The organism is Lactobacillus sp. ESL0228, assembly GCF_003692825.1.
GTDB lineage: Bacteria > Bacillota > Bacilli > Lactobacillales > Lactobacillaceae > Lactobacillus.
Genome location: NZ_REHJ01000003.1, coordinates 22,831 through 38,557, shown reverse-complemented (window position 1 = coordinate 38,557; position 15,727 = coordinate 22,831). Strand labels below are relative to the sequence as shown.

The window sequence follows — 15,727 nt, the reverse complement described above, 5'->3', positions numbered from 1 at the left end:
CTGTTACCATACTGTTGATAATTATTGATCCAACCATCAATAGATCTACGTGATGTGATATGTAATTTCTCTTGAATTTCTTTTGTACTAAATCCTCTTTGATACAAATCTACTGCTTCTAATTTTGTTTTTAGTAAATATTTAGACATAAGAAAACCCCCGAATTGGAATCTTTGTCCAATTCCGGGGGTTAACTTCATCATCACAGTGCGGTTTTTTCTTGCTTTTTTATTATTTTATTTATTTCCTTCAGCTCTTGATTTATAAATTCCTTCAGCAGTGTTAATTATTAATTCTTCGCCATCCTTTATAAAATCAGGAACTTGAACAACTAAACCAGTTTCCATTGTTGCTGGCTTGCCTGAACCCGTAACTGTCGCACCTTTAATCCCTGGTTCAGTGTGAACCACTTTCATTACAACTGTTGCTGGAAGTTCGACACCAAGAAGCTTACTATCATTAGCAAATTCTAGTTGTACTTCAATATTTGGTATTAAATAAAGTTTGTCATCACCCAATTGGCTTTCAGAAACCTCATATTGTTCATAAGTCTCCGTGTCCATAAATGTATAAGTATCCCCTTCACTATAAAGAAACTGGGCATTTTTCTTTGTAATGTCAATTAGTTCAACTTTCTCTGTTGGTCTCATGGTCTTATGAACCACAGCTCCACTTTCTATATTACGCAAATCCATTTGCATTACAGTGTTGCCTTTGCCCGGCTTATGGTGATTAGCCTTAAGCACTCTAATCATTTTTCCATCTTGACTGAAAACCATACCCTTTTTTAAGTTAATTGCTTGAACCATTTTTATACTCCTTTATTCCTATGATTATTGTTAAAAGCAAAAAAGCAAGCTGGCTGGAGGTAAAGCAAATTTTTTAATTAGTAGTAAATAAATCATATTCATGTAATTAATTATACCAAATTTATACTCCTAGTAATCAAAATTATTAAAATGCTAATCTGTCATATTCCAACATTTTCACTAACAGCTTTTTGATAAATAAATTGATTTAGTCGTCATTAAATCCTGGGTTGCAAATCTTTACCCGGTTTAATATTGTGGCATCGTATATGATTTATCTGAAATAACTATTTCTGCATCTGTAACCGCGTCAATACAATTCTTTAAAGAACATCAATTCTCAATATCTTCTCTTGCAAAAAAATCTTCTTTCTCTTCATAACTAGGATTAAAATTGCTTCAAATAAATTTGATCAATAATATGACCGGATGTCTTATGCAAAATTAGATCTGCACGCCGCTTAGTTGGAGCTATATATTCTCGTAGATTAACCAGATTAACCATCTGCCAAGTATCCTGTGCTAACTTTATGGCATCTTCACGTGGTCCATTAGCCATTTCATAATAAAAATTATCTGGATTATTTTTATTTAATTCCAATACACGGACAAACCGTTGCATAAACCATTCTTCAATTAAATCCTCTTGCGCATCGACATAAATTGAAAAATCAAAAAAATCACTAGTAACAATTTGACCATTAGTTGGCAATTGCAGAGTATTAATCCCCTCGATAATTAAAATATCAGGCCTTTTCACATGACCATATTTTCCAGGAATAATATCACTTAATTCTTGCGAATACAGAGGATAAGCAATGTTTTTTTTGCCTCCAAGAACATCTTGTAAAAAATCACGCAATAAGCTCATATTATAACTTTCTGGAAAGCCTTTACGATCAAACAACTGTCGCCTTTTTAATTCTTGGTTGGGATAAATAAAGCCATCTGTCGTCATCAAATGAACTTGCAACATAGGATATGTCCGACTTAATAAAACCTGTAAAAGTCTTGCCGTAGTTGATTTACCAACGGCGACTGAGCCAGAAATTCCAATAATAAATGGTGCCGGTGTTACATTTCGCATTAAAAATTCTTGCTTTCTTTGCTGCAAAGCTTGTTTTTCTTTATATACGAGATGAATATATTTAATTAACGTACCATAAATTTGTCTTACATCGGTCAAATTAATCACATCACCTAGTGATTTCAGTTTTATCAATTCTTGTGGAGTAACATTAACTTGCTTACTAGAAGCAGTTAAGCTTGCCCATTCATCTCGATTAAATTGTAAATAATTCTTCATTCAAGATCATTCCTTTTAATTCTCTATATTTCTAAATGAAATAAAAACTCGCACAAGAATTGTACGAGTTGGTTCTTTTATAAATCATAGTACATCATAACATGTTCAAGACCCGCTTCGGTAAACACCTTGCCACGAACCTTATAACCCAAGTTGTCATAGAAAGGTTTAGCCTGAATTTGAGCATGACAATAAATTTTGTGGACCCCTCTTTGTCTCAAATATTGATGAACTAGCTCTAGCATTTGCGAGCCTAAATGTTGTCCCCGCATATTATAAGCTACTGCGACTCTGCCCAACATCCATTTACCATTTTCTTCAAAGAGACGACATACAGCATCCGCTTGAGTTTGCTTTTGATTCAAACGGAAAACATGAATTGCAGTTATATCTTGATCATCTAATTCAGGCTCAGTAATTTTTTGTTCAGTAACAAAGGTATCGATACGCAAACGAGCAAGACAAAAAACCTCACATCCAGTCATTTGATTAATCTTTTTAAATGAAAAACTTTCTAACTCTGTCATGTTTCCTACCTACTTTTCATCATATGTGGCACTCTTTACGTCAAGTAATGGACTCTTCTCTCCTGTATATATTAAATCCAACTTGTACATCGCACGCGATGTAATTGTATAGACCAATTGAGTTTCGTCAATTCGGTGATAATTGGCTTTTGACGCATCCCACATAATCACAGCATCAAATTCAAGTCCTTTGGCCAAATATGATGGAATAATCAGGCTGCCATTAACTAATCGCTGGTTTGCCGAAGCAATCAAAACAGCCTTAACTTTTGCTTCTTTCAACTTCTGGGCAACTAATTTTGCACTAGCCAAATCTTTTGTAATAATCGCTGTTGTCAACTTTTGCTGGTTGTTGTTTTGTAGTATTTGTTCCAATACTGTAAATGTGACAGAGTCGTTTTCACACTTCCAAATAACAGGTTTAGGGCCTTGACGATCAAATGATTCAACTTTTTCACCTTGTCGTAAAATTTGCTTAGTGAAATCTGTTAATTGCTTAGTAGAGCGGTAGGACTTGGTTAGTTGAACCACATCAGTTTTTTCTGGGTCAAATAACCCACTAATCTGTTTAAGTAAGCTTTTACTTTCATCTTTAGTAAAAATTGCTTGGTTCAGATCTCCCAACATAGTAAATTTTGCTCGGGGGAAATTATACTTAAGATAACAAAGTTGAAATGGTGTATAGTCTTGAATTTCATCGATAAAAACATAGCGCATTTCATAATTTACCTGTCTACCAGTAATTAAATCATAAAGGTAAAGATAGGCCGAAACATCATTCATGCGTATAAAATGGTGCATAAAATTATCCTTAGTTTGCTCAACATGTTGGGCCCACTCTTGATCGTTAATCTTCCATTTACTTAAGTCCGTCATTTTGGGAACTGCTCGCAAAAAGTTGAGGTATTGCATACGCATATTCACAAAACTATTACGGCGAATTTGTTGAAAGACTCTACCTAAAGCTTTAATTACTATTTTTCGACTTAAAAATTTTTCTTCCTTTTCTTCAGATTCAAACTCTTGGTCAGGACGATCATATAATTCATTTAACTGCTCCTGGTTTAGATTCTGAATTTCATCGGCAACCCAAGCTTTTCTTGACTCAGACGTTATCTTTCGATTAAGTAATTTGATTAGTTCTTCACGGGTTGCATCTATCCGATTACTCAAATTATAATTGGTATTAAACGAGTAATATAAATCACTAATCTTTTCTTTATTAAAAAATGGCTTCTTTTTATTACGGAAATAAATATTTTTAAAGACTACGCCTCGTTCATTAAGATGTTTAGCATAGCGATTAATGAGCTTAAAGAAACTTGTTGAGTCTTTAAAATTACTAATAGTTGAATCAGCAGTCTTATCTTCAAACTGATCAAACAGATTTTCAACACGCATCCCTGGCAACCTGCGAGCCACGAACTGCCAATATGTCATTTGAACCATATTTTGCTCACCCATTTCGGGTAGAACGTTTTTGATATAATCGTTAAAAAGCTGATTGGGACTAAACATAATGACATCACTGCTCGTCAAATTACCGCGATAGCGATATAACAGGTAGGCAATACGTTGTAAAATTGCTGAAGTTTTACCTGAACCGGCTGCCCCTTGAACAAACAGCAGATCTGCACTCGTATTTCGAATTATCTTATTTTGTTCATGTTGGATGGTCGTTACAATTGTTTTCATCTGTGTACTAGATTTTTCATTAAGAACTTCCAGTAGCATTTGATCGCCAATAGATTCATTGGTATCAAACATGTTGATGATTTGACCATTTTCAATCATAAATTGCCGTTTCTTAGTCATCTGAACGGATATTTCCCCTTCAGGAGATTGATATGAAACATTGCCTAACTTACCATCATAATAAATTGAAGAAATTGGCGCCCTCCAATCATATATTAAAAAGTGATTATTTTTATCAGCAAACGAACCCAGACCAATATAAATCGTTTCTGGCTTTTCAGTACCCTCTTTAAAGTCAACCCGTGCAAAATAAGGCCTCTTCTCTAATTTCTGTACCGTATTCAATTGTCTAGCAGCATGTTGCCATGCATTCTCACGTTCATCAAGTAATTGTTGCTGCTGGTGAATCGATAGCGCCGTTTCCATTGAAGTTGAATAACCATCATAATCCAATTTCACGTCATCAAAGAAATGCGAGTTTAGATCCTTAGCCTCTCCCTCAGCAGACTTAATTGACGAAGATAACTCTCTTTCCTTCTCACTTAACATTTTTATAATTTGATTGAGATGTTTTTGTTCAAATTGTTTATCATCCATCGCTTTTGTCACCTATTTTTTCAAAACTTGGATACTATTTTAACATGAAATTGAATTAATATATAATTTCAACTTCAATCGTGTCTAATGATTAACTCCTAATGCATATTTAATTATTATTGCCTTATTAATTGCATTCGTTTAGCATTTATCTATTAATTTTTCTGAAAAAATTACTAATTTTAATTTATATTACTAATTTTAATTTATAATATAGAAGATGGAGTTGAACTAAACACATGAATAAATTTTATCATTTTTTTACCAAATTATTGTGCACATTAATTATAGTTGGAACCATTGGTTACCTTGCACCAATCAGCGACAATAATTTTAATCAAGTAGTCTATGCAAAAAAGACTAAAAAGAGTAATAAAAGTAAAATACCTGCTACAGTAGGTTGGCGATGGAAATCCGCTAAAGCTTTTGTTTATATTGACCTAAATGACAATCAAGATTTAATATCCGCTACAAATGATGCAATTAATGCCTGGAATAATACGGGAGCTTTTGACTTTATCAAAACCGAAAATAAGAAAAAGGCAAATATTGTAATTGAACAAGTTTACAGTCCCAACACTAATTATGCCGGTTACACCACATTTCATTACTATACTAAAACCGGAATTCTATACTCGGCTGTAACCAGACTAAATATCTTCTACTTACAGAATTTTTCTATCTATGATTACAGTCGTCAAAGAGTAGTTAATACAGTTGAACACGAATTAGGTCATGCAATTGGTCTTAAACACAATAACGGCAAATCTGTCATGTATCCCGTAGGCTCGCTTTACCCAATTGAACCGAACGATATTTCAACTGTTAGAAAACTCTATCACAAATAGTTATACTTAATAAGACTGGGGGAGAATTGATGATGAAGAGAATTTATATTGTACGCCATGGACAAACATATATTAACCGTTATAACAAAATGCAAGGATGGTGTGATACTCCCTTAACCAAAAAGGGGATTTCAGAAGCTGAGCAAGCTGGAGAAGCCCTAAAAGATGTACCATTTGATATCGCTTTATCTAGTGATCTAAAACGTGCCAGTGATACGTGCGACAATATTATTAAACACAATATTAATCATGATGAAATCCAGCATCTTGCAACACCACTTTTTAGGGAACAATTTTACGGTTACTTTGAAGGAATGGATACAGACATGGCTTGGCAAATGATTGGTGGACCTCACGGGTATCATAATCATTATGATATTTTTAAAAACGAATCGATTGACACCATCAAGGATTGGATTAAAGAGGCTGATCCCTTTCACGAAGCAGAAAATGCTAAAGAATATTGGACAAGACTTGATCAAGGCTTTAAACTAATCCATCAGCTTGATGGTGCAGAAAATATTCTGTTGGTTACCCATGGCTTTACAATTCGCAGTATTGCTGCTCGATTTGGTGGTTATGACATAAGTGTCGGGCCACGCAACGCGTCAATTACCATTATGAATATGAATGATCAAGAACAAAAAATAGTTTCGTATAATAATATGGAAATATAATTATACTTAAAAATTATATAAAAAGTCGTTCGCTTTATAACCAGCGAACGGCTTTTTTATGTAGATTTACGGTTTTAACCACCAAAATATACTCGTTGAACCTCAGAATTAGCTAATAATTCTGAGCCTGTTCCAGTTAATTGCACTTTCCCCGTAGCCAAGACATAACCACGATCTGCAATTGCTAAAGCTTGTTTAGCATTTTGTTCAATTAATAAGATTGTTGTACCGCGATCGTTCAATTCCTTGATAATTGCAAATATTTCCTGAATAAAGAGTGGCGATAATCCCATCGAAGGTTCATCTAGCAAAAGTAATTTAGGTTTAATCATTAATGCTCGACCAATTGCGAGCATTTGTTGCTCACCACCCGAGAGAGTAGCTGCATCCTGATTACGTCTTTTTTTCAAAATAGGGAATCTGTCAAAAACCTCTTCATAACTTTTCTTTGCCTCATCATGATTATTTTGTAAAAAGGCTCCTAATTGTAGATTTTCCATTACCGTCATCCCCGCAAAAATATGCCGACCTTCAGCTACTTGGGAAATACCAGCTCCAACAATTTGCGAAGCTTTTTGACGAACCAGATTTTCATTTTGATAAATAATTTGACCACTTTTTGGTTTAAGTAATCCTGAAATTGTCTTCACAATCGTAGTTTTACCGGCTCCATTAGCTCCAATTAGTGTAACAATCTCGCCTTCGTTAATTTCAAAACTAACTCCCTTAACTGCTTGAATCACACCATAATTGACAACTAGATCTTTTACTTCCAGCATAACCATCTAATTTACACCTTCTCCCAAATAAGCTTCAATTACTTTGGGATTTGACTTAATTTCATCTGGCTTTCCCGTTGCCAAAAGCTGGCCCTGATCCAACACATAAATTCGAGTTGCAAGTTTCATTACCAACGACATATCATGTTCAATCAACAAGACCGTAATTCCAAACTCTTTTTGAATATATTTAATCAAATCGGTCAAATCTGCTGTTTCTTCTGGATTCATCCCTGCGGCTGGTTCATCTAAGAAAAGAATCTTAGGCTCGGTTGCTAGTGCACGGACTATTTCCAACCGTCGTTGTGTGCCATAAGGCAGGTTCTTAGCCAAAGTTGTTTTATGATCAGTTAGTTCAAAAATATCTAATAGTCGCTCTGCAGATTCTTTCATCTTGCGCTCCGTTAGATAAAAGTCTGGTAGGCGTAAGACCGTTGTCAAAAATCCTTCCTGATATCTACTTGTCATTGCAGTTAATACATTATCTATCACTGTTAAATTTTTAAATAATCTAATATTTTGAAATGTTCGTGAAAGACCTAAATTAGCAATCTGTGTTGCATTTTTATGAGTCAAATCATAATTTTTTGTTTCTGTTTGTAACTTGATACTACCACTAGTAACAGGAATCATTCCGGTCAATAAGTTAAATAAAGTAGTTTTACCAGCACCATTAGGACCTATCAACGCAACCAATTCTTGTTGATCCAAATACAGCGAAACGTCTTTGACAGCAACCAAGCCACCAAAATTGCGTACGACATGATCAACCTGCAATAAATGTTTCATATCTTACTCTCTTTCTTTTTTTACAAAGCGCTGCATTAAATTTTTTAAAGATAATTCCCAGTTACCTAACAGACCGGATGGCTTGAAGAGCATAATCATAATAAGCGCAATTGCGTAAATAACCATTCTTAGTGATCCAAAATTTTGTAAAACTGTATCCAGAATGCCCAGAACTGAAGCAGCTAAGAAAGTACCAGTAATGCTACCAACACCACCTAAAACCACAATAACTAAAATGGAAATTGACTCCATTATTCCAAAATTGGCTGGAGAAATTGTTTGTAGATATGAGGCCTGCAAACTTCCTGCAATAGCAGCTGTTGCGCCCCCAAAAACAAATGCAGCCACTTTCCATTTAGTCGTATTGATTCCCATCGCCTCAGCTGCAAGTTCATCTTCACGCACAGCCTTAATTGCCCGTCCATCGCGAGAACGAACAAAATTTAAGATAACAATTGTAGTTAAACATACCATTATGTAAACTGTTGGCCATGAGCACAACTGAGGAATATTAAACATTCCTGCTGACCCACCAGTAATTTTCAAATTATTAATTATATTACGGATTATTTCAGCCACACCCAGTGTCGCAATAGCTAGATAGTCACCTTTAAGCCTAATAAAAGTGGCCGTTCCAACAATCAATGCAATCATACCTGCTATAAGCATTCCTGCTATCATTGAAACAATAAAGCCAAATTCATTTGTCCAATATTGTGTAATTATTGCAGTCACGTATGCACCAATTGCCATAAATCCCGCATGACCTAAAGAAAATTGACCGCTAAAACCTATAATTAAATTAAGACCTGTCGCTAAAATAATATTGATCCCAATCATTACCAGCATATTTTCAATAAAATTATCAATCATACCTGTCATAATTAATGTATTAATTAAGTAAAAACCAGCAATCATTAGTAAAAGCCACGATAAAATATATTTCCAATTTGCTCTCATACTGCCACCTAAACCTTTTCCTTGATATTTTTACCAAAAATACCTGCTGGGAAAAAGAGTAAAATTATAATTAAAATTAAGTAAACAACTGCATCTTTATATGCAGATAATCCAACTGATTGAAAGAATGTCTCTAAAATTCCTATCAAAAATCCTCCAAGTGATGCACCAGGAACGGAACCAATACCGCCTAAAACTGCGGCAACAAAAGCCTTAATTCCCGGCGTCATTCCCATCAACGGATCAATTGAGTTATAGTACATTCCAATTAAAATTCCCGCTGCACCTGCTAATGCTGATCCAAGTGCAAAAGTAAAAGAGATTGTATGATTAACATTAATCCCGACCAATTCAGCTGCCTCTGGATCAACTGACACGGCGCGCATTGCTCGGCCCATACTAGTTTTTTTAATAACTATTTGCAATAAAATCATTAAACTTAAAGAAGTTACCAAAATCAAAATTTGAATATTAGAAATTAAAACCCCACCTACGTTGTAATTAACTTGTTCAATTACCTGAGGAAAACTACGAGCATTTGAACCTACAAAGTAAGACATACCGTTTTCGAGTAAGAATGAAACCCCAATTGCTGTAATCAAGACCGTGATTCTCGGTGATTTACGCAGTGGTCGATAAGCCAAATACTCAATAATTACTCCTAACAGTGCGCCAAAGATCATCGCTGAAAATAAAGCCATAATAAAGTTTAAATGCAAGGTATTAATTACGAAATAAGCACAAAATGCTCCCAACATGTAAATATCACCATGTGCAAAGTTAATTAACTTAATAATGCCATAAACCATACTATATCCAAGAGCTAGTAGGGCATAAATTGACCCTAGTGACAAAGCATTGATGATTTGCTGTAAAAATATTTGCAAAGCTATTCGCTCCTTTAATAATTGTTTTATTCAACACTAAATGAATTACTTACTTTTCCATTAGTCATCTCCTCAATCGCAATTGGCATTTCTGGATCATGTGTTTTATTTACGGTGATTTGACCAGTAACTCCGTCAAAATCCTTAATCTTAGCTAATCCAGCTGCTATTTTAGTTGAATCATCTGACTTTTCATTTTCAATTGCGGTTTTAATCATGTAAACAGAATCATAGGCTAAAGCTGAAAAAGTTGGTGCTTCTACATTGTAGTGATTCTTGAATTCAGTCATAAATTTCTTTGCTGTCGCATTTTTAGCAGCAACTCTAGTCGAAAACGGTGTAGTATAGTAAATATTTGTTGCATATTTATCTCCCGCAATTTGAGCTAGCTTAGGATCAGCCATGCCATCACTACCAATAATTGGAATCTTAATTCCTATTTGGCGTGCTTGCTTAATAATCAGACCTACCTCGGTGTAGTAGCCCGGAACATAGATAGCATCAATTTTCTTTGATTTAAAAGAAGTCAGCACTGCATTAAAATCTTTATCGCCTTCAGAATAAGTTTGACTGTCCACTATTCTACCCTTATAAGTCTTCCTAAATGCCTTAGCTAAACCTGTACCATAATCACTAGAATTATCAGCAAGAATCGCAACCCTTTTAGCTTTTAAGTTATTAGTTACAAACTTAGCTGCATTTTCACCTTGGAAATTGTTTTGAAAACATGCACGGAATACAAACGGTTGTACCTTGCCATTTTTCTGTAAAGTATAGCTTGGATCGGTAGCTGATGGACTAACACTAGGAACAGATGCCTTAGTAATATTGGGAATTTCAGCCGTACCGGCATTAGTGGTTGCTGGTCCTACAATTGCAGCAACTTTATCTTTAGTAGCTAACTGTGCAGCAACCGAAGCTGAAGTTGCAATTGCGGTTTTATTATCACGAATAATCAATTTAATTTTCTTTTTTTGACCATTAACATTAATACCACCAGCTTGATTGATTTCATTTGCGGCTAACTGTATTCCTTGTTTTTCCGCATTACCATAACCGGCTGCCGCTCCAGATAGCTCCATATTAACTCCAATTTTAATAATGTCTTTATCTTGATGAGTACCGTTATTATTGCTAGTCTTAGCAACACTACAGCCCGCCATTAAAAAGGCTGCTGCCCCTGCTGTAATAAGATTTAGTACTCTTTTATTAATTCTACCCATTATTAATCTCCTTTTATAACATCTAATAATTAAAAAACCTCATTCATTGAAATGAATGAGGCTTATATCACTTAAAAGTTAAGCCCCATTCATTAAACGCAAACAAGGGCTTAACCAAATTACTTCTTCAGTAATTTATTCATAGTCAAGTCCTGAATGGCAACAACAAGGCAATTAAACAGCAGGTTGGATTGATTTTAATATTTTTTTGTTGTTTTATATTTTTAGACATTATTAAAAACTCCTCCCACAAATTTAATTTAACGCTTATAATTATAAACACATACTTTTCAGCAGTCAAGCTTATTTTAAAATTATTTTAATTATAAATCAACAACATTTAAATAACACTACATTTAATTACGACTCAAAACAATCTTTTTATATAATTTAATCGTTAATAAATAATAAAAGACATAGAGAATAATAAAAATGGTAAATAGCAACCAAATATTATGATATGGATCTGGCAGTAAAGAACGGAAAAGTTGTAAACCAAATAGCACATCAATAATCCCCAAAATAGCTGGTAATAAGAATAAAATACCAATTTCCCAGTTAATTGATCGTTTAAGTAGACTTACTCTAGTCCCTATCTGATTAAGCATTCGATAACGGATTTTATCATCACTAGCACCATTTAAGACTTTAAACATTAAAGTTGAAGCTAGCATTGTCAAAAAGGCAATTCCTAAGAAAAAGCCCATAAATTCAAACCCACTGCTATAGTTAAGCAATAATTGATAGTTATTTGGTTTACTTGCTTCATAGATATTAGAATATTTTGGATTTTCCTTTAATTGGAGTTGTTGAATTTTCATTAAAATCGGATAGTCATGGTCAAAGTCTTTTACGTTAAGTAACGTAATCATCTTCTTTGTACCCTGTAAAGTTTGCCACTTGTTTGCCGGTACTAAACGAATTACCTTTTGCAAGCCATTAATTACCATGCCGCTTAAAGCAATATTAGCATCAGTATTTGGTACATCTAGTTTTTTGGTTGGTAAATTTTCCACCTTATACATAGGCTCATCTTTTTTTAGGTAGAATTTAGTTACTTTAAGCGGCTGCCCTACAAATTCATTGCGATTAAAGTAAATGTATTTATGTGTTTCCTTATAAGCATAAGTTTGCTGATTTTGAATATTTAATTTGGCAACCTCTTTGTTAACAGCTGCCGCTTTACTAACCACAATCGTATCATAGTAGGTACTAGTTTTAGCATGTTCCTTAACCGTATCAAAATTCAAGCCAACTGTAATTGCTCCTAAAGCCAGAGCAAAAAGCAGTGAAATTAGGGTTAAAATTCTAGTATATTCATGCAAACGAAACTTTAATTGTCCCAAAGTAAACATGCGTATCCCACGGTAAGAAAAGCTTTCCTTTTTAATTAAGCTGGCAATAATCATGCTAAATAAAGCATTAAAAATAAAATATGAGCCACTAACAATTGTTATTAAAGCGGTGGGAATAATCTGATAAATTTTTGTTGATGACCACATCATTACTTGATAGCCGAAAGCCAGTAAAATTAACCCGAAAACAGTTTCAACCACACGTAAAAACGGCTTTTGATTAATTTTAGTTGGTTTTTGATTTTCTTTAAGTAGATTAATAATCGGTGTTTTAGTCAGCTTATGGACATTCCAAATAGCTCCTAAAAAGAACATGATGATAAAAAAACAGAAAGTACCCAAAATAGCACTAGGTAAAATTATTTGAAAATGGTAGATTGCCAATCCGAGCCGACTAATTAATAACTTAGAAATCAATCCAGTTAAACCAAAGCCTAGTACGGTACCAAGCATAGTTGCCAAAATACCAGTAACTAATGTTTCCAAAAAGATAATCAAACCGATACGTTTTCCTTTAGCACCAAGTATCATAAACATGCCATAATCATGCTTACGCATATTTAATAAAAAAGAATTGGCATAAATTAGGTACACAAAAGTAATAATTGCCAGCAAAATTATGCCAAAAATGAAAATAAAGTTTACATAACTTATACGTGCATATACGTCTTTAGCCAGAAAGGCAGGATTAGTAGCAATTGTCAAAAACATGTAAAAAATCATACTAGCTACAATTAGGCCCGAAAAAAGCACAAGATAATCTTTTAGTCGACTTTTAATTCCTGCTACAGATAACTTCCAAATCATAATTTTTATCCTTATTCGGCGAGTTCCATTTGGTAAATCAAAGAATGATAAAATTCAATTCTTGACATATCATTTCTGAGTAGCTGCTTGCCAATTTTGCCATCTTTAATAAACAAAATACGACTAGCAAAACTAGCGGATATTGGGTCATGGGTCACCATTAATGTTGTAATCTGATCTTTGTGGTTTAAGTCTGCCATTGTCTCAAGCAATTCACGTGCATTCTTAGAGTCTAAAGCACCCGTTGGTTCATCGGCTAATAGAATTGCGGGGTCATGGACTAGTGCCCTAGCAGCTGCAACCCTCTGCTTTTGTCCACCTGATATTTCAACCGGATATTTGGCTAAAATTTCTACAATTCCAAGTCTTGTTGCAATCTTATTAACTAAGGGATTAATGCGGTTTGGCGTTAAACCACTAAGCGCTAGTGGTAACGCAATATTTTCACGATTAGTTAAACTTTCTAATAAATTAAAATCTTGAAAGATAAAGCCAATTTGCTTGCTACGAAAATCTGCCAACTGATTATCTTTTAAGCTACTATTGTCTTGGCCATTAATCAACACACGACCACCTGTTGGTCGATCCAAAGTAGATAGTAAGTTAAGAAGCGTTGTTTTACCAGAACCAGAGGCACCCATAATTGCTACAAATTCACCTGAATTTACAGTAAAATCAATACCTTTTAATGCTTGATACTGCTTTTCACCTCGCTTACCGTAAGTTTTTGTGACATGATCGACATGTAATATTTCCATTATTAATTACCTCCAATCTATTTATGTATTATTTATCTAATACACTACACTGCAAAATAATTTTGTCAATATTTTCATAAAAAAATAAGCCTTTCTTTGTGAAATGCTTATGCTTAATTATTCAATAGCAGTTAATTTAATCGTTGTAAAGTTTTTTTTAGTGGCGTCACAATAAGCGGAGCTAAGACCGCCGTAAAAACAGCTTCAATTATTCCATTCATTCCCAAAGCAATAATCAACGCCAAAAGTAGTGGAGTACCATTAGCAAATTTACCCATATATCCCATTAATTCAGTTGATCTATTTGCAAAGAAAATACTTGTCAATAAAATCACCATCACCGTATTAGTTAAGGAAGTAACTGCTCCTGCAATTAGATATCCTAACTGCTTGACCTTGACCGCTTTTTGCTCAAATATATATCCAACCAGTCCGGGAAATAGTCCAGCCAGAATACTAGGCACAAGTGCAATTACTGGGTTACGAAAGAGCATTATGCTAACAATATCAGCTGGCTGAATATAAGCTTGAATAAAACGTAACGCTCCCCATAACAAACCAAAACACAATCCTTTCTTGGGTCCCATTAGCAGACCATACACAGCAACTGTTAATGGAACAGTTGTAATTGCGGGTAAAGTCGGCAAAATCCGGATATAACCAATATTCGGTACAAAAGTTTGTAATAAAAATATAGCAACAAATAAGGCAGTAATTGCCATGTTCCTGGTTTGTTTTTGATGCATTTGCTTCTCCTTCAATATTTAACTATTATATTGCTTAACTCATGAACTAACAATTAGTCCTATCAATCTTATTATTAATTTTTTCGATACTTTCTTTAAAGTTAGTCCAACCGTGAACCATGATTAAAAAAGTGTTTAAAAGAAGTTGCCTCTTCAACAAGTTTTTCTTTGTTATCAACCTGCGATAATTTATAGCCAATAAAATAAGGTGGTGCTGCGAAGCGAGCAATTAATTTGGCACAAATTTTTTGATCTTCTCTAGGATAAAAAAACAAATTGTATGAATCACAGCGACCACCAGAAAGAACATTTAATAAATACTTAGTACCACTCTGAATCCAATCGGACCATCGTTCAAGGCCGCTTATTTTGAGCAAATTAAAGTTGAACTCAATATACCCTTGAACCGGATAAGTACTAACATTTACTTCAATATCTTTTCCATTAAAAACGGTTATACCGATGAAATTTTTTTCACAAATATATCGGTAGCCATCTTGCTTTTTTAAGCCAACGATTTGCATATGTGGATGACTTAGTGAGCCACCTGAATGCGGGCCATAATTTTTATACCAGAGAACTGATTTAAACAATTTTTGCTTATTCATTTGCTTAAAGCATTTTAAAGCAAACCGCATTAAATCACGATTATATTTTGGAGTATACGTCGTAATATCACCCAAATGATTACCGGACTCAATTAAGACCGTTTGTACAGTGTCACGTAATGTTGGAAACTTATTATGCAACCAGATCATGTCACCTTCTTTTTCGTAAATATCAGTTAACTCATTTGTTTGGCAAAATGGGCAAATCAGTGCACGATTTGTTTTTCGATAAGAATTTGGCTTGCCCTGTACAATATTAATATCAAAAATTAACGGTTCTTCATCCAATATAATTTCCTCTCTAAGCATCTTTAACCTTTGCATTTTACTAGAGCCGCAATAGATGATAAAATGTA

Annotated in this window: 16 protein-coding genes; 2 read left to right on the top strand and 14 right to left on the bottom strand. The window is 34.2% G+C overall.

Features of this window, described 5'->3' with window-relative positions; all coding sequences use genetic code 11:
* The 5 genes from F5ESL0228_RS08575 to helD form a co-directional block, all read right to left on the bottom strand.
* A partial coding sequence (locus tag F5ESL0228_RS08575) for a helix-turn-helix domain-containing protein (protein WP_158592462.1) occupies window positions 1-149 on the bottom strand: 149 nt, incomplete at its 3' end.
* Window positions 150-236: 87 nt separating this feature from the next.
* Window positions 237-809, bottom strand: coding sequence for an elongation factor P (gene efp / locus F5ESL0228_RS00785; RefSeq protein ID WP_122017674.1), 573 nt, complete (start codon window positions 807-809; stop codon window positions 237-239).
* Window positions 810-1,197: 388 nt separating this feature from the next.
* A complete protein-coding gene (gene coaA / locus F5ESL0228_RS00780) occupies window positions 1,198-2,115 on the bottom strand; it encodes a type I pantothenate kinase (protein ID WP_122017673.1) in 918 nt (305 codons plus the stop codon).
* 77 nt (window positions 2,116-2,192) lie between these two features.
* Window positions 2,193-2,642: a GNAT family N-acetyltransferase gene (locus tag F5ESL0228_RS00775; RefSeq protein WP_122022552.1), complete on the bottom strand. Its 450-nt coding sequence runs from the start codon at window positions 2,640-2,642 to the stop codon at window positions 2,193-2,195.
* Between the two features lie 9 nt (window positions 2,643-2,651).
* Complete coding sequence (gene helD / locus F5ESL0228_RS00770; RefSeq protein WP_122022551.1) at window positions 2,652-4,934, bottom strand: RNA polymerase recycling motor HelD; 2,283 nt, start codon at window positions 4,932-4,934, stop codon at window positions 2,652-2,654.
* Window positions 4,935-5,173: 239 nt separating this feature from the next.
* On the opposite strand from helD, the gene F5ESL0228_RS00765 reads away from it, so the two are divergent.
* Both F5ESL0228_RS00765 and F5ESL0228_RS00760 read left to right on the top strand, forming a co-directional pair.
* Window positions 5,174-5,782, top strand: a complete 609-nt coding sequence (locus F5ESL0228_RS00765) for a matrixin family metalloprotease (protein ID WP_122017670.1) — start codon at window positions 5,174-5,176, stop codon at window positions 5,780-5,782.
* Between the two features lie 32 nt (window positions 5,783-5,814).
* Complete coding sequence (locus F5ESL0228_RS00760) at window positions 5,815-6,459, top strand: histidine phosphatase family protein (protein WP_122017669.1); 645 nt, start codon at window positions 5,815-5,817, stop codon at window positions 6,457-6,459.
* Between the two features lie 74 nt (window positions 6,460-6,533).
* Here F5ESL0228_RS00760 and F5ESL0228_RS00755 read toward each other — a convergent pair whose 3' ends face one another.
* The 9 genes from F5ESL0228_RS00755 to F5ESL0228_RS00715 form a co-directional block, all read right to left on the bottom strand.
* Complete coding sequence (locus F5ESL0228_RS00755) at window positions 6,534-7,238, bottom strand: ABC transporter ATP-binding protein (RefSeq protein ID WP_122017754.1); 705 nt, start codon at window positions 7,236-7,238, stop codon at window positions 6,534-6,536.
* Window positions 7,239-7,244: 6 nt separating this feature from the next.
* A complete protein-coding gene (locus F5ESL0228_RS00750; RefSeq protein WP_122017668.1) occupies window positions 7,245-8,027 on the bottom strand; it encodes an ABC transporter ATP-binding protein in 783 nt (260 codons plus the stop codon).
* 3 nt (window positions 8,028-8,030) lie between these two features.
* Entirely contained in the window at window positions 8,031-8,987 is a 957-nt protein-coding gene (locus F5ESL0228_RS00745) for a branched-chain amino acid ABC transporter permease (RefSeq protein WP_122017667.1), read from the bottom strand.
* An 8-nt stretch (window positions 8,988-8,995) separates the two neighbouring features.
* A complete protein-coding gene (locus F5ESL0228_RS00740; protein WP_122022550.1) occupies window positions 8,996-9,874 on the bottom strand; it encodes a branched-chain amino acid ABC transporter permease in 879 nt (292 codons plus the stop codon).
* A 26-nt stretch (window positions 9,875-9,900) separates the two neighbouring features.
* Entirely contained in the window at window positions 9,901-11,100 is a 1,200-nt protein-coding gene (locus F5ESL0228_RS00735) for an ABC transporter substrate-binding protein (protein WP_369916827.1), read from the bottom strand.
* Between the two features lie 353 nt (window positions 11,101-11,453).
* Window positions 11,454-13,259, bottom strand: coding sequence for an FtsX-like permease family protein (locus F5ESL0228_RS00730; RefSeq protein WP_122022548.1), 1,806 nt, complete (start codon window positions 13,257-13,259; stop codon window positions 11,454-11,456).
* A gap of 11 nt (window positions 13,260-13,270) precedes the next feature.
* Entirely contained in the window at window positions 13,271-14,020 is a 750-nt protein-coding gene (locus F5ESL0228_RS00725) for an ABC transporter ATP-binding protein (RefSeq protein ID WP_122017663.1), read from the bottom strand.
* A 128-nt stretch (window positions 14,021-14,148) separates the two neighbouring features.
* The gene (locus F5ESL0228_RS00720) at window positions 14,149-14,763 is read right to left on the bottom strand and encodes an ECF transporter S component (protein ID WP_122022547.1); all 615 of its coding nucleotides are present in this window, start codon (window positions 14,761-14,763) and stop codon (window positions 14,149-14,151) included.
* Window positions 14,764-14,864: 101 nt separating this feature from the next.
* Complete coding sequence (locus tag F5ESL0228_RS00715; RefSeq protein WP_122022546.1) at window positions 14,865-15,659, bottom strand: DUF4931 domain-containing protein; 795 nt, start codon at window positions 15,657-15,659, stop codon at window positions 14,865-14,867.
* Between the last annotated feature and the right edge of the window lie 68 nt (window positions 15,660-15,727).